This is a genomic window from Duganella aquatilis (assembly GCF_009674565.1).
Lineage (GTDB): Bacteria > Pseudomonadota > Gammaproteobacteria > Burkholderiales > Burkholderiaceae_D > Rugamonas > Rugamonas aquatilis.
In genome coordinates this window covers 790299-808937 of sequence record NZ_WKJL01000001.1, presented here as the reverse complement: position 1 = coordinate 808937, position 18639 = coordinate 790299, and the positions used below count along the sequence as shown (strand labels likewise).

The following is an 18639-nucleotide window of genomic DNA, read 5'->3' as shown; positions in this document are numbered from 1 at the left end:
ATACTGATTTTTTGGAAATCGGAGTGCATATGAGCAAAATGAATCGTCTGGACTGGAGCAAGCAAATCACGCTCATGAACGAGCGCATCAAACACTTCCAGGCCAACCCGGGCCAGGAGCAGCTCGAAGCGGTGGTCGCCGAGCTGAAAGCGTACGCTGAAGCGGCACGCAGCGGCGGCATCGAAATTCCCGCCCGCTTCACCGTCAACTAAGCGGTCGCCATGAAGACGCTGCGCTGGATCCTGCTTGCCGTGTTGCTGGCCGGAGCCGGCGCCACCGGCTACTACTACCACAAGAATCCCGAACACCTGACGCTGGACGCCGCTGCGCGCCAGCAGGCGCCCGGCACCTTCGTCACGCTGAGCGACGGCGTTACCCATTACGAAATGGCCGGACCGGCCGACGGCCGCGTGGCGGTGCTGGTGCACGGCTTCTCGGTGCCTTCCTACATCTGGGATCCGACCTTTGCCGCGCTGCGCGACGCCGGCTACCGCGTCATCCGCTACGACCTGTTCGGCCGCGGCCTGTCCGACCGCCCGGACGCCGCCTACGACGGCGCCTTCTACGACCGCCAGCTGGACGAACTGCTCAAGGCGCTCAAGGTGGACGGCAAGATCGACCTGTTCGGCCTGTCGTTCGGCGGCTACGTCACGGCGCATTACGCGTCCACGCATCCGGACCGCATCCGCACGCTGAACCTGGTCGATCCGTCCAACAGCGCGCCGCAGATCGGCTGGCAGATGGCCACGCCGCTGCTTGGCCCCTACCTGTTCCAGACCGGCGCCGTGCCCGGCATGGCGGACAACCAGAGCAGCGACTTCCTGCATCCCGAACAATTCCCCGGCTGGGCCGACCGCTATCGTCCGCAGATGCAGTATCACGGCTTCGGCCGCGCGCTGTACCGCTCGCGCCTGGCCTTGTCGCGGGAGGATTTCGACGGCATCTACGCCAGCATCGCGCGCGCCGGCACGCCGGTACACCTGGTGTGGGGCAAACAGGATCCGACGCTGGCGGTGACGCAGTCGGCGCACATCCGCAAGGCCATACCGACATTGGAATACCGGGAAATCGACCAGGCGGGCCACCTGCCGCAGATGGAGCAGACGGCCCTGTTCAACCACGACATGCTGACTTACCTGGCGGCCCACCCATGAAAATCCGCACGCTGCAAGCCGACGACGTCGACCGCCTGCTGGCGTTTGAAACGGCCAACCGCACGTGGTTCGAACAGCACGTGGAAGCGCGCGATCCGGCGTTTTATTCGGCGGCCGGCGTCGCCGCCCACATCGCCGATTACCTGGACAGCTACAAGGCCGGCGCCATGCATCCGTGCGTGCTGACCAGCGACGACGACGCCGCCATCGTCGGCCGCGCCAACCTGCGCCGCATCGACCACGCGACCGGCACCGGCGAAGTGGGCTACCGCATCGCCCACGACCAGGCGCGCAAAGGGCTGGGCAGCCAGGCGCTCGCGCACCTGATGGACGTGGCGCGCGGCCAGTACAAGCTGCGCATCCTCAACGCATGGATCTCGCCGCAGAACCTGGGCTCGCGGCGCATCCTGGAAAAGGCCGGCTTCATGCGCGACGTGCTGGCCGCGCCGACGGTGGCGCAGGTGGCGGGCAAGCCGCACACGTCGCACCTGTATCAGTGCCACCTGTAAGACTTACTTCTTGCTGCGCGCCTGTTCGACCAGCGCATCCAGCACCTGCAGCGTGGCCGCGTTCAGCATCGGACGCGGCGTGCCGGGATTGCTGGCGTCCACCATCGTTGGATTGGTGAGGAAGCGGCCGTCGACCACCAGCGTCGGCGTGCTGTCGACCTGGTAGGCTGTCGCCACGCGGCCGGCGTTCTTCAGGCGCGTGATCACCGCGAACGAGTTGTACATATTGGTGAACTTGTCCTTATCGACGCCGTTCTTCACTGCCCAGTCGATATTGTCCGCATCGTTTTTCAGGCGGCGGCGTTCGACGTGCCAGGTGGTCAGCAGCTTGGCGTGCAGCTGTTCTTCGAGCTTCAGCGCATCCAGCGTCAGGAACATATGCGCTTCCGGATCGTTCTCGCCGGTCAGCGGCAGGTGGATGCGGCGGAAGCTGATGTTATCGCCCTGCTTCTTCACCCACGCCAGCATGTCCGGCTCCAGCGCGTAGCACGCCGGGCAGTGGTACATGAAGAACTCGATCACCTCGACCTTCTTGCCTTGCGCCTGTACCGGCTGCGGCGTTTTCAGGGTGGTGTATTCGGCGCCGTTGCGCGGCGCGGTCGGCGAGGCAAACGCGGTGGCGGCGCACAGGCCGGCAACCACCAGGGCAATCTTCAACAAACGCATGATCATCCTCAAAAGAGCAAAGACAGCAGATTATCACTTCCGGGCGGGACGCGCTTCCAATCCGGCGATATCCTGCATCAGCGCGATCAGCCGCCGCGAGCCCAGGCCCAGCGGGCGGTCGTTGAGCCAGACCACGTCCACCCATAGCCGCAACTCGCTGCTCATGTGGGCGAAGACGATGCCCAGCAGCTCGCCGCCTTCCATCAGCGGCTGCGCCAGGCGGCGCGGCAGATAGGCCCAGCCCAGGCCCGCGCGCACCAGTCCCAGCGTGGCGAGGTGGCTGTCGGTGCGCCACACCTTGCGCGAGATCAGCACGCGCTGGTCGGCATCCTCCGCCACGCGACTGAAGATGGCGATCTGGCGCAGGTCGACCAGGTCTTCCAGCCGGAAGCTGCCGTTGCGCTCCAGCGCCAGCGGGTGGCGCGGCGAGATCACCGGCACCAGCACTTCGCTGCCCAGTTCCTGGAAGCTCTCGCGGTCATCGACCTTGGTGCGTTCGTAGATCAGCGCCAGTTGCGCGGCGCCGTCGTGCAGCATGCGCAGCGCGTCGTCCTGCGGCGCCGACAGCACCTCCACTTCCAGCGACGGGAACTCTTCCGCCAGCCGCGCCAGCGGATCGCTCCATGGCGCCGACAGCAGCTCCGGCGCGATCGCCAGCGTGAGCCTGCGCTCCAGCCCCTGATGCAGCGACAGCGCGTGCGCCTGCAGGCGGCGCAACTGGCCCGCCATCTGCCGCGCCTCGGCCTCCAGCGCGCGCGCCGATTCGGTCGGCCGCACCTCGCGCGAACTGCGCTCGAACAGCGCCAGGTCCAACTCCGCTTCCAGCTGCGCGATGGCCATGCTGACGGCGGACGGCACGCGCCCCAGCGCCCGCGCCGCAGCGGAGAAGGAGCCGTGATCAATCACGGCCAGGAACACAGCAACGTTATCGGAGGAGAAGGCCATAGCTCAATCTATCAGAAAAATTGAAAGCTGCCGACTTTTTCGATCAGAAAAACATCTTTATCATGCTGACTTGTAAAAGAAAGGACGCACCATGCAAGGCTTGAAACGCAAAGTTGTCTACGCTTCCCTGTTCGAATTGATCGCCGTCTGCCTGACCAGCACCCTGCTGATGTTCGGCGCCGGCCATGACGCCAGCCACGCCGGCGTGGCGGCTGTCGCCTCGTCGACCATCGCCTTCATCTGGAACTTCGTCTTCAATTCGCTGTTCGAGTCATGGGAAGCGCGCCAGGCCACGCGTGGCCGCAACTGGAAACGCCGCGTCGCGCACGCCGTCGGCTTCGAGGGCGGACTGGTGGTGATGCTGGTGCCGCTGTTCGCGTGGTGGCTCAACATCTCGCTGTGGGATGCGCTGCTGCTCGATATCGGCCTGCTGTTGTTCTTTATGGTGTATACGTATATCTTCAGCCTGACGTTCGACCGAATCTTCGGCCTGCCCGCATCGGCGCAAGGCTAAGACACCACCTACTGGAGACCACATGAAGTTGCATCCGCTTGCTGCCGCAGTCCTGGCCCTGACCTTCAGCGCGGCGCGCGCCGATGCACTCTCTCCCACCGAGCAGAAAATCGTCGCCGAGGTGAAGGCGCATTCTGCGCAGGGCCTGGAGCTGCTGGAGCGCTCGGTCAACATCAACAGCGGCACCATGAACCACGACGGCGTGCGCGCGGTGGGCAAGCTGTTTGGCGAACAGTTCGACCAGTTGGGCTTCAAGACCCGCTGGTCCGACATGCCGGCAGAGATGCAGCGCGCCGGCCACCTGATCGCCACGCGCGAAGGCAAGCAAGGCAAACGCCTGCTGCTGATCGGCCATCTGGACACGGTGTTTGAAAAGGACAGCCAGGTGCAGCTATGGCAGCGCAACGGAGACCGCGTGCGCGGCCAGGGCGTCAACGACATGAAGGGTGGTGACGTCATCATCGTCGAAGCGCTGCGCGCCTTGCAGCGCGTGGGTGCGCTGGACAACACCAGCATCACCATCGTCTTCAGCGGCGATGAAGAGAATGCCGGCGATCCGATTGCGGTCTCGCGCGCCGACATGGTCAACGCCGCCAAGCGCAGCGACATCGCCCTCGCCTTCGAGGCCACGGTGCGCGACAAGAGCGGGCGCGATACCGGCACTGTCGGCCGCCGCTCGTCATCGTCGTGGGAATTGAAAGTCAGCGGCAAGCAGGGTCACTCCAGCGGCATCTTCAGCGAGAGCGCCGGCTACGGCGCCATCTACGAAGCGGCGCGCATTGTGGATGCCTTCCGCCAGCAGGTGATCGAACCGGACCTGACCTTCAGCCCGGGCCTGATCGTCGGCGGCACCGACGCCAGCACCAACGCGCTTGGCACCACCGGGCAGGCAGCCGGCAAGACCAACGTCATCTCGCGCACCGCCACCATAGAGGGCGACCTGCGCTACCTCAGTTACGAACAGCGCGACCGCGCGCACGCGAAGATGAAGTCCATCGTCGCGCAGAACCTGCCGGGCACCAGCGCCAGCATCACTTTCCATGATTCCTACCCGCCGATGTCGCCGACGGCCGGCAACCTTGCGGTGCTGAAGGTCTACTCGCAAGCCAGCAAGGATGCAGGTTTGGGCGAGATCCCCGCCCTGCCGCCAGGCCAGCGCGGCGCCGGCGACATCCAGTTCGTCGCCCCGCTGCTCGATTCGCTGGACGGCCTCGGCGCCACCGGCAACGGCGCCCACTCGCCGGACGAAGACCTGGAAATCGCCTCCATCGAACGCGCCACCATCCGCACGGCGATCCTGCTGTACCGACTGACGCGCTGATGTCGCGAGACTAATTCCTGATCAACTCCACCGTGTTGATGCAGTCCCCGGTCTGCACCACGCGCACATGCATTTCGCTGTCGCTATGACCGGGGAAAACAAACTGGTAGGTGTGGACCGGGATGTAGGGTAGCGTCGGCTCAGGAAATGCCGGCGAAGCCGATGCGACAGGCGTACTCTGAAAAACCTTGATCAGGTCTTCGGGACGAAGGCATTGTCTATCTGCGTGCGCCATGAACATCACGACGCCGCCGGTATCTTCGGCAGCGTCCCGGTTGACGGTCTTATAGCCAAGAAAGGCCAATGGCTGATTGTCCTCTTCGCCAGGGCGATAAATACAAACATGGTAATTTCCGGCGCCAGGCTCGGTCACATCTGCGCACTTCTCCGCCAGCTTTACTTCCAGCGCGTTCGACACCTGCTCAGGAGAGATACGCGCAGGCGACAAAGCCAGCGCCTTCACTGCCGCCAGCTTGCGTGCGGTATCGGCATCGACATCCGCATGGGCGGCAGCGCATAAAACGGTCAGAAGAAGTGCGATGCAATGAGTTTTCATCGTTTTAATCCGCGACAGCCTCGATTGCGCGGCGCGACCACAAATTCCGCATTGGCTGCCATGTGCGTTCAATGCCTCATCACGGAAACCATCTCCGCCCACAGGAATCCCAGTGGCACGAGGAAGGCATAGCCAAGCAATCCCACTGCGGCGGCGCCATTGCTGCCCAGCGGCTCGCCGTCCCGCTTGCGGGCACGCGAGGCGAGATACCAGGCGCACACGCCAACCTGTATCACCACCGTGGCCGCCAGACCAATCAAATCGGGGATGACGTCGCCTGACAAACGATTAAAGAGCACGCCCAGGCCAAACACCACCATCAGCATCAAACTGACAATGACGGCGTCGCGCCAGCGCAGCCGCACGCGCCGGCACAGCAGCGCCGCCAGTTTGAAGGTGCTGGCGTACAGGCCTATGATGATCAGCAAGAACACAAAAGAGAACGCAGTCATGGTCAAACCTCACGCATAAAAAAACCGGGAACGTGTCCCGGTTTTGTTTCAGCTTCCTGCTTAGCGCTTGCGCGGTGGCGGCAGGTCGGTGCAGACGCCTTCGTAGACTTCGGCGGCCATGCCGATCGATTCGCCCAGCGTTGGATGCGGGTGAATCGTCTTGCCGATGTCGGTGCCGTCGGCGCCCATCTCGATCGCCAGGGCGATCTCGCCGATCATGTCGCCGGCGTGCGTGCCGACCATGGTGCCGCCGATGATGCGGTGCGTTTCAGCGTCGAACAGCAGCTTGGTGAAGCCTTCGGCGCGGCCATTGGCCACGGCGCGTCCGCTCGCTGCCCAAGGGAAGTGACCCTTCTCGATCTTGATACCCTTGGCTTTCGCTTCGTCTTCGGTGATGCCGACCCATGCCACTTCCGGATCGGTGTAGGCCACCGATGGAATCACCTTCACGTCGAAGTGCGACTTCTGGCCTGCTGCCGCTTCCGCCGCCACGTGGCCTTCGTGCACCGCCTTGTGCGCCAGCATAGGCTGGCCCACCAGGTCGCCGATGGCGAAGATGTTCGGCACGTTGGTGCGCATCTGGCTGTCGACCGGGATGAAGCCGCGGTCGGTCACCACCACGCCAGCCTTGTCGGCAGAGATCTTCTTGCCGTTCGGGCTGCGGCCCACTGCGACCAGCACCAGATCGTAGATCTGCGGCGCAGGCGCGGTGGCGCCGGCTTCCGCTGCTTCGAACGTGACCTTGATACCTTCCGGCAGCGCTTCAACCGCCACGGTTTTGGTCTTGGTCATGATGTTGTCGAAGCGGGCTTCGTTGTACTTCTGCCAGACCTTGACCGCATCGCGGTCGGCGCCTTGCATCAGGCCATCCATCATTTCGACCACATCGATGCGCGCACCGAAGGTCGAGTAGACGGTCGCCATTTCCAGGCCGATGATGCCGCCGCCGATGACCAGCATGCGTTTCGGGATCTGGCGCAGTTCCAGCGCGCCGGTCGAATCGACGATGCGCGGATCTTCCGGCACGAACGGCAGCTTCACCACCGACGAACCGGCGGCGATGATGGCCTGCTTGAACTGCACCACTTTCTTGGTGCCGTCGTTGGCGGTGACTTCGATGTGGTTCGCGCTCAGGAACTGGCCGACGCCGGTGACAACCTGCGTCTTGCGTGCCTTGGCCATGCCGGCCAGGCCGTTGGTCATGTTCTTGATGACGCTTTCCTTGTGCTTGCGCACCTGGTCGATGTCGATGGTCGGCTTGGCGAAGGTGACGCCGGTCTTGGCCATGTGCGAGGTTTCGTCGATCACGGCGGCCACGTGCAGCAGTGCTTTCGATGGGATGCAACCCACGTTCAGGCACACGCCGCCCAGCACGTCGTAACGCTCGACCAGCACGGTGTTCAGGCCCAGGTCCGACGCGCGGAACGCAGCCGAGTAACCGCCGGGGCCGGAGCCCAGCACCATCATGTCGCAGTCGATGTCGACCTGGCCGGTGTAGCTGCTACCAGCTGGCGCGGCGATCGGTGCGGCAGCGGCAACAGCGGCAGCAGCCGGCGCCGGCGCAGGTGCGGCGGCGGCAGGCGCTGGGGCAGCGGCGGCCGGCGCAGGAGCGGCAGCGCCTTCGCTGGCTTCCACCACCAGCAGCGCAACGCCTTCCTTGACCTTGTCGCCAACCTTGACGCGCACTTCCTTCACCACGCCGGCGTGCGACGATGGGATTTCCATGCTGGCCTTGTCCGATTCCACGGTAATCAGCGACTGATCGACCTTGATCGTGTCGCCCACCTTGACCATCACTTCGATTACTTCTACTTCCGCGAAGTCGCCGATATTCGGCACTTTTACTTCTGTGCTCATCATGGCTCCTTACAGCAGAATTTTACGCATGTCGCCGAGCACTTCGCTCAGGTACACGGAGAAGCGCGCGCCCATCGCGCCATCGACCACGCGGTGGTCGTAGGACAGCGAGGTGCCCATCAGCAGGCGTGGCTGGAATGCCTTGCCGTCCCACACCGGCTTGAGCGACGCCTTGGACAGGCCCAGGATCGCCACTTCCGGCGCGTTGACGATCGGCGTGAAGTGCGTACCGCCGATGCCGCCCAGCGACGAGATGGTGAAGGTCGCGCCTTGCATGTCGGTCGGTTTCAGCTTGCCTTCGCGCGCTTGCAGCGACAGCTCGGTCATTTCCTTGGCGATCTGCGTGACCGATTTCTGGTCGGCGTTTTTGATCACTGGCACAACCAGGCCGTTCGGCGTGTCGGCGGCGAAGCCGATGTTGTAGTACTTCTTCAGTATCAGGTTCTCGCCTTTTTCGTCCAGCGACGAATTGAAGGTCGGGAATTTCTTCAGCGCGGCGACCGATGCCTTGATCACGAAGGCCAGCATGGTCAGCTTGGTGGCGTCCTTGTTCTTGGCATTGGCGTTGTTCGACTCAACGCGGAAGGCTTCCAGGTCGGTGATGTCCGCGTCGTCGAATTGCGTAACGTGCGGGATCTGTACCCAGTTGCGGTGCAGGTTAGGACCGGAGATCTTCTTGATGCGCGACAGCGGCAGCAGTTCGGTTTCGCCGAATTTGCTGAAGTCCAGCGACGGCCATGGCAGCACGCTGAAGTTGCCGCCGCCACCGACGGCGCCACCAGCGGCGCCCGAAGGTGCAGCCACGGTGCCGGCGATCACGCCCTTGACGTAATTCTGCACGTCGATCTGGGTGATGCGACCTTTAGGACCGGAACCTGGCACCTTGCCCAGGTCCACGCCCAGTTCGCGCGCGAACTTGCGGATCGATGGCGACGCGTGCGCCAGCTTGCCGGTGGTGACCGAGCCTTGCGATGCGGTCGGCGCTGCGGCGGCAGCAGCGGCAGCAGCGGCAGGAGCCGGTGCCGGCGACGGCGCGGCGGCCGGCGCAGGTGCCGCGGCGGCAGGCGCTGCGGCCGCAGGTGCCGCGGCTGGGACACCAACTGCGTCCACCACGAACACGATCGTGCCCATGGCAACCTTCTCGCCAACCTTCACCTTGATTTCTTTCACCACGCCGGCGGCGGACGAAGGAATCTCCATGCTGGCCTTATCCGATTCAACGGTGATCAGCGACTGATCGACCTTGATGGTGTCGCCAACTTTAACCATCACTTCGATGATCTCAACTTCCTTGAAATCGCCGATATCCGGGACTTTAACTTCCACAATGCTCATAGCGTTTGCTCCGTTCTAATTATTGGGTCACCGGATTTGGTTTGTTCGGATCGAGGTTGTACTTGGCCACAGCCTGTTCAACCACTTTCGCATCGATCTTGCCTTCTTCCGACAGCGACTTCAGTGCGGCGACCGTGATGTAGTAACGGTTCACCTCAAAGAACTCACGCAGCTTGGCGCGGCTGTCCGAACGGCCGAAACCATCGGTGCCCAGCACGCGGTAGGTGCGGTCTTTCGGAATGAAGGCGCGGATCTGTTCAGCAAACGCACGCATGTAGTCGGTGGTCGCAACGATCGGGCCTTGCGTATCCTTCAGCAGTTGCGTCACGTAAGGCACGCGCTGTTCGGCGGTCGGATTGACCAGGTTCCAACGCTCGGCGTCCTGGCCGTCGCGCGCCACCAGGGTCAGCGAAGGAGCGGACCACACGTCGGCGGCGATGCCCCAATCGTTCAGCAGCAGTTCCTGAGCGAAGATCGACTCGCGCAGGATGGTGCCGGAACCGATCAGCTGCACGCGCTGCTTGGCTTTCTTGTCGCCTTCCTGCAGCAGGTACATGCCTTTCAGGATGCCCTCTTCCTGGCCTGGCTTGATGCCTGGGTGCGGGTAGTTCTCGTTCATGATGGTGATGTAGTAGAACACGTCTTCCTGTTCTTCCACCATGCGGCGCATACCGTCCTGGATGATGACTGCCAGCTCGTGACCGAAGGTCGGATCGTACGGCATGCAGTTCGGCACAGCCGCTGCAAACAGGTGGCTATGGCCGTCTTCGTGCTGCAGGCCTTCGCCGTTCAGCGTGGTACGGCCGGCGGTGCCACCCATCAGGAAGCCGCGAGCGCGCATGTCGGCTGCTGCCCACACCAGATCGCCGATACGCTGCATACCGAACATCGAGTAGTAGGTATAGAACGGGATCATCACGCGGTTGTTGGTCGAGTACGAGGTCGCCGCAGCGATCCACGAGCTCATACCGCCGGCTTCATTGATACCCTCTTGCAGGATCTGGCCAGCCTTGTCTTCGCGGTAGTACATCACCTGGTCTTTGTCGACCGGCTCGTACAACTGACCTTGCTGGTTGAAGATACCCACCTGGCGGAACAGGCCTTCCATACCGAAGGTACGCGATTCATCGACCAGCACCGGCACGATACGTGGGCCTACGCTCTGGTCTTTCAGCAGCGTGGTCAGGATACGCACATAAGCCTGGGTCGACGACACTTCACGGCCTTCGGCGGTGGCGTCCAGAACGTTCTGGAAGGCGCTCAGCGGCGGCACGGTCAGCTTTTCGTCAGCGTGCTGGCGACGGGCCGGCAGGTAGCCGCCCAGCGCGGCGCGGCGCTCGTGCAGGTACTTGATTTCCGGTGCGTCGTCGGCTGGCTTGTAGAACGGGATGTCGGCCAGTTGATCGTCCGGAATCGGGATCGAGTAGCGGTCGCGCATTTCGCGCACGGCTTCGTCGGTCAGTTTCTTGGTGTTGTGCGCGGTGTTGCGTGCTTCGCCGTGCTTGCCCATACCGAAGCCCTTGATGGTTTTCACCAGCAGGACGGTCGGTTGGCCTTTGTGTTCCTGTGCGACCTTGAACGCAGCGTAGATCTTGTGCGGATCGTGACCGCCACGGGTCAGACGCCAGATGTCGTCGTCGGTCATGTTGGCAACCATCTCCAGCAGCTTTGGATGCTTGCCGAAGAAGTGCTTGCGCACGTAGGCGCCGTCTTTGGCCTTGTAGTTCTGGTACTCGCCGTCGACGGTTTCCATCATCACCTTGCGCAGGATGCCTTCTTTATCCTTGGCCAGCAGCGCGTCCCAACCTGGGCCCCAGATGACTTTGACCACGTTCCAGCCGGCGCCGCGGAATTCGCCTTCCAGTTCCTGAATGATCTTGCCGTTGCCGCGCACCGGGCCGTCCAGGCGCTGCAGGTTGCAGTTGACGACGATGACCAGGTTGTCCAGCTTCTCGCGTGCGGCCATGCCGATCGCGCCCAGCGATTCCGGCTCGTCCATCTCGCCGTCGCCGCAGAATGCCCAGACCTTGCGGTCGGTGGTGTCGGCGATCGAACGCGCGTGCAGGTACTTCAGGAAGCGTGCCTGGTAGATCGCCATCAGTGGGCCCAGGCCCATCGACACGGTCGGGAACTGCCAGAAGCTTGGCATCAGTTTCGGGTGCGGATACGACGACAGGCCGCCACCGTCGACTTCGCGACGGAAGTGCAGCAGTTGGTCTTCGGTCAGGCGGCCTTCCAGGAACGCGCGGGCGTAGACGCCTGGCGACGAGTGACCCTGGATGTACAGCAGGTCGCCGCCGTGGTTTTCGCTTGGCGCTTTCCAGAAGTGGTTGAAGCCGATGCCCAGCATGTTGGCCAGCGAGGCGAACGAGGACAGGTGGCCGCCAAGGTCGCCGTCGAAGCGGTTGGCCTTGACCACCATCGCCATGGCGTTCCAGCGCATCCACGAGCGCAGTTTTTCTTCGTATTCCAGGTTGCCTGGGCAATGCTGCTCCTGGCTCAGTGGAATGGTGTTAACGTAAGCGGTATTGGCCGAGAAAGGGATGTCCGAGCCGCTTTGGCGGGCCAGGTCAATCAGGCGTTCCAGCAGGTAATGAGCACGATCAGGGCCCTCTTGTTCCAGCACTGCGGCCAGGGAATCCAACCATTCTTTGGTTTCTTGCGAATCAGGGTCGGTGTTTGCCGTTACCTGGTCAAGTTGAGCTGACATTTATTAAGTCTCCTGAGTTGAGATGTGCCCCGAACCATGCGGCTTCCGGGTAAAGAATTTGCTGATTATTTACTATTACTTTAATGACGTGTGGGGATTCTAGCAGTCTATTTTGGCTTTTTCAAATTACGATAAGGCATTTCATATCGTGAGATTTCCCTATGAAAACCTTGTGCAGTGCAGCATGCGACAAACATGGAAAACGAGGCGGGATGCGCTGTGCGGCCTTATAATGCTGTTCTCCCTCTACCACTCTGGTTAAATCATGCCTGCTCAACTGATCGACGGAATCGCCCTCTCCAAAAAACTGCGCACTGAAATTGCTGCACGTGCTGCCGCCCTCACCGCCAAAGGCAAGCAACCCGGCCTGGCCGTGATTATTGTCGGCGACGATCCGGCCAGCCATGTTTATGTGCGCAACAAGGTCAAGGCTTGCGAGGACGCCGGTTTCTATTCGCTCAAGGACCAGTACCCGGCCGACCTGACCGAAAGCGCGCTGCTGGACCGCATCGCCCAGCTGAACGCAGATCCGGCCATCCACGGCATCCTGGTGCAAATGCCGCTGCCCAAGCACATTAACCCGCACAAGGTGATCGAGGCCATCTCCACCAAGAAGGATGTGGACGGCTATTCGGTGCTGAGCGCCGGCGAGCTGATGACCGGCCTGGAAGGTTTCCGCCCTTGCACGCCGTATGGCTGCATGAAGCTGATCGAGAGCACCGGCGTCGACCTGCGCGGCAAGCATGCGGTGGTGATCGGCCGTAGCAACACGGTTGGCAAGCCGATGGGCCTGCTGCTCTTGCAAGCGAACGCCACCGTCACCATCTGTCATAGTGCGACTCCGGACATCGGCGTGTACACGCGCCAGGCGGACGTGGTCGTGGCCGCAACTGGCCGCCGCAATACCCTGACTGCCGACATGGTGAAACCGGGCGCGATCGTGATCGACGTCGGCATCAACCGTGACGAAGACGGCAAGCTGTGCGGCGACGTGGATTTCAACGGCATCAAGGAAGTGGCGTCGCACATCACCCCGGTGCCGGGTGGTGTGGGGCCGATGACCATCACCATGCTGTTGATGAACACGGTGGAAGCGGCTGAGCGCACTTAACCCCAGACGATGGGGTCTGACCCATGGTCAGGTGAGGGGCTATGCCCCGCCGGCCCATGGGCCGGCCCCCTGTATGCGGTGTGCGGGGTAAACGGTGCCGCGAGCGCACGTAAATTAAACGGATCTGACTATGACTACTGATGCTATCAACCCTCTTCTCGATTTTTCGGGTCTGCCGCGTTTCGACGCCATCCAGCCTGCGCACGTGACGCCGGCCATCGACGAGCTGCTGGCCAGGAGCCGCGCCGTGGTCGAACAGCTGCAGGCGCCATCGGACGACGTCAGCTGGAACAGCTTCGTCACCCCGCTGGAAGACGCCACCGAGCTGCTGGGCCGCGCCTGGGGCATCGTCAGCCATCTGAACAACGTGGTCGACACGCCGGAACTGCGCGCCGTCTACAACGAGAACCAGCCCAAGGTCACCGAGTTCTGGACCGAACTGGGCCAGAACGAAGCGCTGTTCGCCAAGTACAAGGCGCTGCGCGCCTCGGCCGAATTCGCCACACTGACGCCGGCCCGCAAACGCATCATCGACAACGCCATCCGCGACTTCCGCATGGGCGGCGCCGAGCTGCCGGAAGACCAGAAGGAACGCTTCGCCGCCATCCAGGAAGAGCACGCGATGACCTCCACGCGCTTCTCGGAAAACGTGCTGGACGCCACCAACGACTACAAGCTGCTGGTCACCGATGAAGCCGACCTGACCGGCCTGCCGGACGACGTGAAATCCGCCGCCCGCGCCGCCGCCGAAAAATCGGAAAAGCAAGGCTGGGAGTTCTCGCTGCACTTCCCGTCCTACTACCCGATCCTGCAATTCGCCGACAAGCGCGAACTGCGCGAAACCATCTACCGCGCCAACGCCACCAAGGCGTCCGAACAGGGCGAGGTGTTCAGCAAGAAGGAAGACTGGGACAACACCCAGAACATCGTCACCCTGCTGAAGCTGCGCGACGAAGAAGCCAAGCTGCTCGGCTATAACAACTTCGCCGAAGTCTCGCTGGTGCCGAAGATGGCCAAGTCGCCTGACGAAGTGATCGCCTTCCTGGAAGACCTGGCCAAGCGCGCCCGCCCGTTCGCCGAGAAAGACCTGGCCGAACTGAAGGCCTTCGCCAAGGACAAGCTGGGCATCGAGGAACTAAAAGCCTGGGACATTGCGTACGCCTCCGAAAAACTGCAGGAAGCCCGCTACGCCTTCTCCGCGCAGGAAGTGAAGCAGTACTTCCCTGAACCGAAAGTGGTCGACGGCCTGTTCCGCCTGATCCAGAACCTGTTCAACGTCGAGATCAAGCCCGACGACGCGCCGGTGTGGCACAAGGACGTGCGCTTCTTCCGCATCGAACGCAACGGCAAGCTGATCGGCCAGTTCTACCTGGACCTGTACGCCCGCGCCGGCAAGTCCGGCGGCGCCTGGATGGACGACGCGCGCGGCCGCCGCGCCGACGCCACCAATGTGCAGACGCCGGTCGCCTACCTGACCTGCAACTTCACCGAGCCTGCGGTGGTCGATGGCGTCGCCAAGCCATCGCTGTTCACGCACGATGAAGTAACCACGCTGTTCCACGAATTCGGCCACGGCCTGCACCACATGCTGACGCAGGTGGACGAGCTGGGCGTGTCCGGCATCTCCGGCGTGGAGTGGGATGCGGTCGAACTGCCGTCGCAATTCATGGAAAACTTCTGCTGGGAATGGGAAGTGCTGGAACACATGACCGCGCACGCCGTCACCGGCGAACCGCTGCCGCGCGCGCTGTACGACAAGATGCTGGCCGCGAAGAACTACCAGTCCGGTTTGCAGACGCTGCGCCAGGTCGAATTCTCGCTGCTGGACATGCACCTGCACTACGACTACGACGCCAGCACCGGCCAGACGGTGCAGCAGCTGATCGATGAAGTGCGCAGCAAATTCTCGCTGGTCATTCCGCCGTCGTTCAACCGCTTCCAGAACTCGTTTGGCCACATCTTTGCCGGCGGTTACGCGGCGGGCTACTACAGCTATAAGTGGGCCGAAGTGTTGTCCGCCGACGCCTACGCAGCCTTCGAGGAAGCGCAGAAGCTGGGCCCGGCCGCCGTGTCGGAAACGGGCAAGCGCTATCTCGCGGAAATCCTGTCGGTCGGCGGTTCGCGCCCAGCGCTCGAATCGTTCACCGCCTTCCGCGGCCGCGAGCCGAGCATCGATGCCTTGCTGCGTCACAGCGGCATGGCAGCCTGACAATTCCCTCCTTCCCGCACGCCGCTCGGTAGCAACATCGATGCCAGCGGCTTGCGGCGTTTTCGCATACACTGGATTCACCATGACGCGCATCGACTTCCACACCAATGTACCGGATAAAGTGAGCTACGTCTGCCGCCTCGTGCGCAAGGCCTGGGCCGCCAACAACCGCGTCGTGCTGATGACGGAAGATGACGCGCAACTGGCAGAACTTAATGCAGCGATGTGGACATTTTCCGCCACCGACTTCCTGCCGCACGTGCTCGCGGACGATGCGCTGGCGGCGCAGACGCCGATCCTGTTGACGGCCAGCGATGAGGCGGAATTACCACACACGCACAAAGAATTATTGGTCAATTTGTCGCGCCGCAGTCCCCGCAACGTGGACCAGTTCGCGCGCATGATCGAAGTGATTTCCTCCGAAGAGGATGATGCGGCTGCCGGCCGCAAGCGTTATGTCGCATACAAGCAGCAAGACTATCCACTGACCCACTTTGTCACAGGAAAATCATGAGCCAAGCATCGTTTGACGCAAGTATCCCTGTCCTGACGGAAGTTCTGAAAGCAGAGCCGGTGAGCGATGACGGCGGCGCGCCGCCGCCCGTCTCCGCCGCCGCCGAGCTGGAAGCCGACGCCATCGACGGCTGGACCGAAGCCGAATGGGCCGTCATGGAACACCGCCTGTCGGTGCGCATCATGCACCAGTTGCAGTCGCGCGTGGACTTCGTGCTGGAGCAGCGCATCAAGGACAGCATGGCGGAGGTATTGAGCCATGCCCTGCATGACCTGACCAACGAGATCCGCATCGGCCTGCACGACACCATCGAGAAGATCGTCTCGCGTGCCGTCGCACAAGAGCTAACCCATCTGCAAGCGCAAAAAAAATAACCCCGACCGAAGGGGTCTGACCCCGTACGGGGTCAGACCCCGGCCGCAGCGGTGTGCGGGGTAAAACAGTGCCGCCAGCCGCCAAATCAACCCCATCCCGGTGCGCCACGCGCACCACCCCGAAGCACCCTCGCATCAAATCGGGGAACCGCTCCAAAAAAGTTCAAAACCATCGGTTTGCCGCTTTGCGCGGCGAATAATTTGTTGTACCTTGGTGGCCTTGCATACAACTTTGGAGATTTGCTCATGCAGTTCAAATTCATTCCCCTGGCCCTCGCCCTGGCTTTCGCCGGCAGCGCCGGTGCGCAGGAAGTGATCAAGATCGGCCATGTCGGCCCAGTCTCCGGTCCGTCGGCCCACCTTGGCAAGGACAATGAAAACGGCGCCAAAATGGCGGTCGAGGATTTGAACGCCAAGGGCTTCAAGATCGACGGCAAGCCCGTCAAGTTCGTGCTGCAACTGGAAGACGACGGCAGCGATCCCAAGCAAGGCACGGCCGTCGCGCAGAAGCTGGTCGACGCCAAGGTCAACGGCGTGATCGGCCACCTGAACTCGGGCACCTCGATCCCCGCCTCCAAGATTTACTACGACGCCGGCATTCCGCAAATCTCGCCGGCCACCACCCAGACCAAGTACACGCAGCAGGGCTTCAAATCGGCCTTCCGCGTGGTCGCCAATGACGCCAAGCTGGGCGGCTCGCTGGGCAACTACGCCATCACCAAGCTGGGCGCGAAAAAGATCGCCGTCATCGACGACCGCACCGCCTACGGCCAGGGCGTCGCCGACGAATTCATGAAGGCCGCCAAGAAGGCGCTGCCGAGCGCGGAGTTCACCAAGGAATTCACCAACGACAAGGCCACCGACTTCAACGCCATCCTGACCAAGATCAAAGCCAAGAATCCGGACCTGGTGTTCTTCGGCGGCATGGACTCGGTGGGCGGCCCGCTGCTGCGCCAGATGAAGGCGCTGGGCATCAACGCCAAGTACATGGGCGGCGACGGCATCTGTACCGAATCGCTGCCGAAGCTGGCCGGCGCGGCTGCCGCCAACGGCGTGGTCACCTGCGCGGAAGCGGGTGGCGTCACCGCCGAACAGCAGAAAGGCATGGACGACTTCGTCGCCCGCTACAAGAAGAAGTACAACGCCGACGTGCAGATCTACTCGCCATATGTGTACGACGCGGTCATGACCATGGCCACCGCCATGCAGGAAGCCAAATCGTCGCAGCCGGCCAAGTACCTGCCCTTCCTGCAGAAGATCAAGTACCAGGGCGTCACCGGCCTGATCGCCTTTGACGACAAGGGCGACATCAAGGACGGCGCGCTGACCCTGTTCACCTACACCGACGGCAAGAAGACCAAGATCGAAGTCATCAAGTAAGCCGGCCTGCGTGGGAGGTTCGGTTCACCAGCGCTTCGCTGGCCTCCCACAAACGCCTGGCCACCGCGTCGTCATGCGCCAGCGGATTGGGCGACCGCAGCGGCCAGCCGCCCTTGCGCAAAGCCGGATCCTTGTAGCGCGCGACCTGGCTGTAGTACGCGCCGGATTGCCCGGCCACTTCCGGCGCCAGCAGCGCGTGCAGCGTGGTCTGCGTGCCTTCCCACGGTTCCAGCATGCCGCTCAGGCGCAACACCGGAATCACCACCAGACGCTGCAACCACATCGGCAGCGGAATCGTCAGCAGGTTGGTGCGCACAAAGCCGGGATTGACGCTGACGCTGGTCACACCGGTTCCCTCCAGACGACGCGCCAGCTCGCGCGCATGCAGCAGATTGGCCAGCTTCGACTGCGCATAGGCTTCCCACGAATCGAACGGACGGCGCTGGTAATTCAGGTCGTCGAAATGGATCGCGCCCTTGCGGCCCATCGCAAACTCGTGGAAGAAGCTCGACATATTGACCACGCGCGACGGCGCGCCAGCCTTCAGGTTGTCGATCAGCAGATTGGTGAGCAGGAAATGCCCCAGATGGTTAACGCCGAACTGCGTCTCGAAGCCATCCTTGGTATGGCTGAACGGCGTGTTCATGACGCCGGCGTTGTTCACCAGTCCTTGCAGTGATGGATAGTGGCGCTTCACCTCGGCGGCGAAGGCGCGCACCGAGGCCAGGTCGCCCAGCTCCAGCGCAAACACTACCAGCCGGGCCGACGGCGTCTCCTGCCGGATCTCGGCGGCCACACGCTCGCCCTCCGCCACGCGGCGCACGCCCATCACGACCGTGGCGCCCTGCCTGGCCAGTTGCCGCGTGGTGACCAGGCCGATGCCGGAATTGGCGCCGGTGACCACATAGGTCTTGCCGGTCAAATCCATGTTGAGAAGCTCCTGACGAACCATGAGTGGCGTGGGCATATGCGTGCTCCGAGTAAATTGAAGAATAAAGAACCAGTGGTCTCCAATTTATAAGACCATCGGTC

General features: G+C 62.5%; 18 protein-coding genes. 10 read left to right on the top strand and 8 right to left on the bottom strand.

The window, feature by feature from the left end; genetic code table 11:
* The first annotated feature begins 29 nt into the window (after nt 1-29).
* The 3 genes from GJ698_RS03720 to GJ698_RS03710 are packed head-to-tail and all read left to right on the top strand — an operon-like array spanning nt 30 to nt 1663.
* Entirely contained in the window at nt 30-212 is a 183-nt protein-coding gene (locus GJ698_RS03720) for a hypothetical protein (RefSeq protein ID WP_154356210.1), read from the top strand.
* 9 nt (nt 213-221) lie between these two features.
* Nucleotides 222-1154, top strand: coding sequence for an alpha/beta fold hydrolase (locus GJ698_RS03715; protein ID WP_154356209.1), 933 nt, complete (start codon nt 222-224; stop codon nt 1152-1154).
* Entirely contained in the window at nt 1151-1663 is a 513-nt protein-coding gene (locus tag GJ698_RS03710) for a GNAT family N-acetyltransferase (protein ID WP_154356208.1), read from the top strand. Before GJ698_RS03715 ends, GJ698_RS03710 begins: the two co-directional genes overlap by 4 nt.
* A 3-nt stretch (nt 1664-1666) precedes the next feature.
* On the opposite strand, the gene GJ698_RS03705 is transcribed toward GJ698_RS03710, so the two are convergent.
* A complete protein-coding gene (locus GJ698_RS03705) occupies nt 1667-2329 on the bottom strand; it encodes a thiol:disulfide interchange protein DsbA/DsbL (protein WP_154356207.1) in 663 nt (220 codons plus the stop codon).
* Between the two features lie 33 nt (nt 2330-2362).
* Nucleotides 2363-3274 (bottom strand): LysR family transcriptional regulator, encoded by a 912-nt coding sequence (locus GJ698_RS03700; RefSeq protein ID WP_154356206.1) that lies wholly within the window; start codon nt 3272-3274, stop codon nt 2363-2365.
* A gap of 91 nt (nt 3275-3365) precedes the next feature.
* Between GJ698_RS03700 and GJ698_RS03695 the strand changes: the two genes are divergently transcribed.
* Nucleotides 3366-3788, top strand: a complete 423-nt coding sequence (locus GJ698_RS03695; protein ID WP_154356205.1) for a PACE efflux transporter — start codon at nt 3366-3368, stop codon at nt 3786-3788.
* Between the two features lie 22 nt (nt 3789-3810).
* Nucleotides 3811-5109 carry a M20/M25/M40 family metallo-hydrolase gene (locus tag GJ698_RS03690; protein ID WP_154356204.1) on the top strand — a complete coding sequence of 433 codons (1299 nt, stop codon included), beginning with the start codon at nt 3811-3813 and terminating at the stop codon, nt 5107-5109.
* 10 nt (nt 5110-5119) lie between these two features.
* Here GJ698_RS03690 and GJ698_RS03685 read toward each other — a convergent pair whose 3' ends face one another.
* From GJ698_RS03685 to aceE, 5 genes are all read right to left on the bottom strand, one after another.
* Nucleotides 5120-5665 (bottom strand): hypothetical protein, encoded by a 546-nt coding sequence (locus tag GJ698_RS03685; RefSeq protein ID WP_154356203.1) that lies wholly within the window; start codon nt 5663-5665, stop codon nt 5120-5122.
* Nucleotides 5666-5733: 68 nt separating this feature from the next.
* On the bottom strand, nt 5734-6117 hold the full coding sequence (locus tag GJ698_RS03680; RefSeq protein WP_154356202.1) for a hypothetical protein: 384 nt from the start codon (nt 6115-6117) through the stop codon (nt 5734-5736).
* 60 nt (nt 6118-6177) lie between these two features.
* Nucleotides 6178-7977 (bottom strand): dihydrolipoyl dehydrogenase, encoded by a 1800-nt coding sequence (gene lpdA, locus GJ698_RS03675; RefSeq protein WP_154356201.1) that lies wholly within the window; start codon nt 7975-7977, stop codon nt 6178-6180.
* 6 nt (nt 7978-7983) lie between these two features.
* On the bottom strand, nt 7984-9309 hold the full coding sequence (gene aceF / locus GJ698_RS03670) for a dihydrolipoyllysine-residue acetyltransferase (RefSeq protein ID WP_154356200.1): 1326 nt from the start codon (nt 9307-9309) through the stop codon (nt 7984-7986).
* A 19-nt stretch (nt 9310-9328) separates the two neighbouring features.
* Nucleotides 9329-12019, bottom strand: coding sequence for a pyruvate dehydrogenase (acetyl-transferring), homodimeric type (aceE, locus tag GJ698_RS03665; protein ID WP_154356199.1), 2691 nt, complete (start codon nt 12017-12019; stop codon nt 9329-9331).
* A gap of 265 nt (nt 12020-12284) precedes the next feature.
* Between aceE and folD the strand changes: the two genes are divergently transcribed.
* The 5 genes from folD to GJ698_RS03640 all read left to right on the top strand — a co-directional run bounded on the left by folD (nt 12285) and on the right by GJ698_RS03640 (nt 17607).
* Entirely contained in the window at nt 12285-13130 is an 846-nt protein-coding gene (gene folD / locus GJ698_RS03660; RefSeq protein WP_154356198.1) for a bifunctional methylenetetrahydrofolate dehydrogenase/methenyltetrahydrofolate cyclohydrolase FolD, read from the top strand.
* Between the two features lie 130 nt (nt 13131-13260).
* On the top strand, nt 13261-15339 hold the full coding sequence (locus GJ698_RS03655) for a M3 family metallopeptidase (RefSeq protein ID WP_154356197.1): 2079 nt from the start codon (nt 13261-13263) through the stop codon (nt 15337-15339).
* An 82-nt stretch (nt 15340-15421) separates the two neighbouring features.
* Nucleotides 15422-15853, top strand: a complete 432-nt coding sequence (locus tag GJ698_RS03650) for a DNA polymerase III subunit chi (RefSeq protein WP_154356196.1) — start codon at nt 15422-15424, stop codon at nt 15851-15853.
* A complete protein-coding gene (locus GJ698_RS03645) occupies nt 15850-16227 on the top strand; it encodes a DUF2486 family protein (protein ID WP_154356195.1) in 378 nt (125 codons plus the stop codon). Before GJ698_RS03650 ends, GJ698_RS03645 begins: the two co-directional genes overlap by 4 nt.
* 246 nt (nt 16228-16473) lie before the next feature.
* Nucleotides 16474-17607: a branched-chain amino acid ABC transporter substrate-binding protein gene (locus tag GJ698_RS03640; RefSeq protein WP_154356194.1), complete on the top strand. Its 1134-nt coding sequence runs from the start codon at nt 16474-16476 to the stop codon at nt 17605-17607.
* On the opposite strand, the gene GJ698_RS03635 is transcribed toward GJ698_RS03640, so the two are convergent.
* Nucleotides 17600-18535 (bottom strand): SDR family oxidoreductase, encoded by a 936-nt coding sequence (locus tag GJ698_RS03635; RefSeq protein WP_166454798.1) that lies wholly within the window; start codon nt 18533-18535, stop codon nt 17600-17602. The two genes, GJ698_RS03640 and GJ698_RS03635, sit on opposite strands and share 8 nt — an antisense overlap.
* Nucleotides 18536-18639: the final 104 nt, after the last annotated feature.

Excerpts from the sequence above, each read along its gene's own strand:
- GJ698_RS03720 (WP_154356210.1), top strand. The coding sequence starts at position 30 with ATGAGCAAAATGAATCGTCTGGACTGGAGCAAGCAAATCACGCTCATG.
- GJ698_RS03715 (WP_154356209.1), top strand. The coding sequence starts at position 222 with ATGAAGACGCTGCGCTGGATCCTGCTTGCCGTGTTGCTGGCCGGAGCC.
- GJ698_RS03710 (WP_154356208.1), top strand. The coding sequence starts at position 1,151 with ATGAAAATCCGCACGCTGCAAGCCGACGACGTCGACCGCCTGCTGGCG.
- GJ698_RS03705 (WP_154356207.1), bottom strand. The coding sequence starts at position 2,329 with ATGCGTTTGTTGAAGATTGCCCTGGTGGTTGCCGGCCTGTGCGCCGCC.
- GJ698_RS03700 (WP_154356206.1), bottom strand. The coding sequence starts at position 3,274 with ATGGCCTTCTCCTCCGATAACGTTGCTGTGTTCCTGGCCGTGATTGAT.
- GJ698_RS03695 (WP_154356205.1), top strand. The coding sequence starts at position 3,366 with ATGCAAGGCTTGAAACGCAAAGTTGTCTACGCTTCCCTGTTCGAATTG.
- GJ698_RS03690 (WP_154356204.1), top strand. The coding sequence starts at position 3,811 with ATGAAGTTGCATCCGCTTGCTGCCGCAGTCCTGGCCCTGACCTTCAGC.
- GJ698_RS03685 (WP_154356203.1), bottom strand. The coding sequence starts at position 5,665 with ATGAAAACTCATTGCATCGCACTTCTTCTGACCGTTTTATGCGCTGCC.
- GJ698_RS03680 (WP_154356202.1), bottom strand. The coding sequence starts at position 6,117 with ATGACTGCGTTCTCTTTTGTGTTCTTGCTGATCATCATAGGCCTGTAC.
- lpdA (WP_154356201.1), bottom strand. The coding sequence starts at position 7,977 with ATGATGAGCACAGAAGTAAAAGTGCCGAATATCGGCGACTTCGCGGAA.
- aceF (WP_154356200.1), bottom strand. The coding sequence starts at position 9,309 with ATGAGCATTGTGGAAGTTAAAGTCCCGGATATCGGCGATTTCAAGGAA.
- aceE (WP_154356199.1), bottom strand. The coding sequence starts at position 12,019 with ATGTCAGCTCAACTTGACCAGGTAACGGCAAACACCGACCCTGATTCG.
- folD (WP_154356198.1), top strand. The coding sequence starts at position 12,285 with ATGCCTGCTCAACTGATCGACGGAATCGCCCTCTCCAAAAAACTGCGC.
- GJ698_RS03655 (WP_154356197.1), top strand. The coding sequence starts at position 13,261 with ATGACTACTGATGCTATCAACCCTCTTCTCGATTTTTCGGGTCTGCCG.
- GJ698_RS03650 (WP_154356196.1), top strand. The coding sequence starts at position 15,422 with ATGACGCGCATCGACTTCCACACCAATGTACCGGATAAAGTGAGCTAC.
- GJ698_RS03645 (WP_154356195.1), top strand. The coding sequence starts at position 15,850 with ATGAGCCAAGCATCGTTTGACGCAAGTATCCCTGTCCTGACGGAAGTT.
- GJ698_RS03640 (WP_154356194.1), top strand. The coding sequence starts at position 16,474 with ATGCAGTTCAAATTCATTCCCCTGGCCCTCGCCCTGGCTTTCGCCGGC.
- GJ698_RS03635 (WP_166454798.1), bottom strand. The coding sequence starts at position 18,535 with ATGGATTTGACCGGCAAGACCTATGTGGTCACCGGCGCCAATTCCGGC.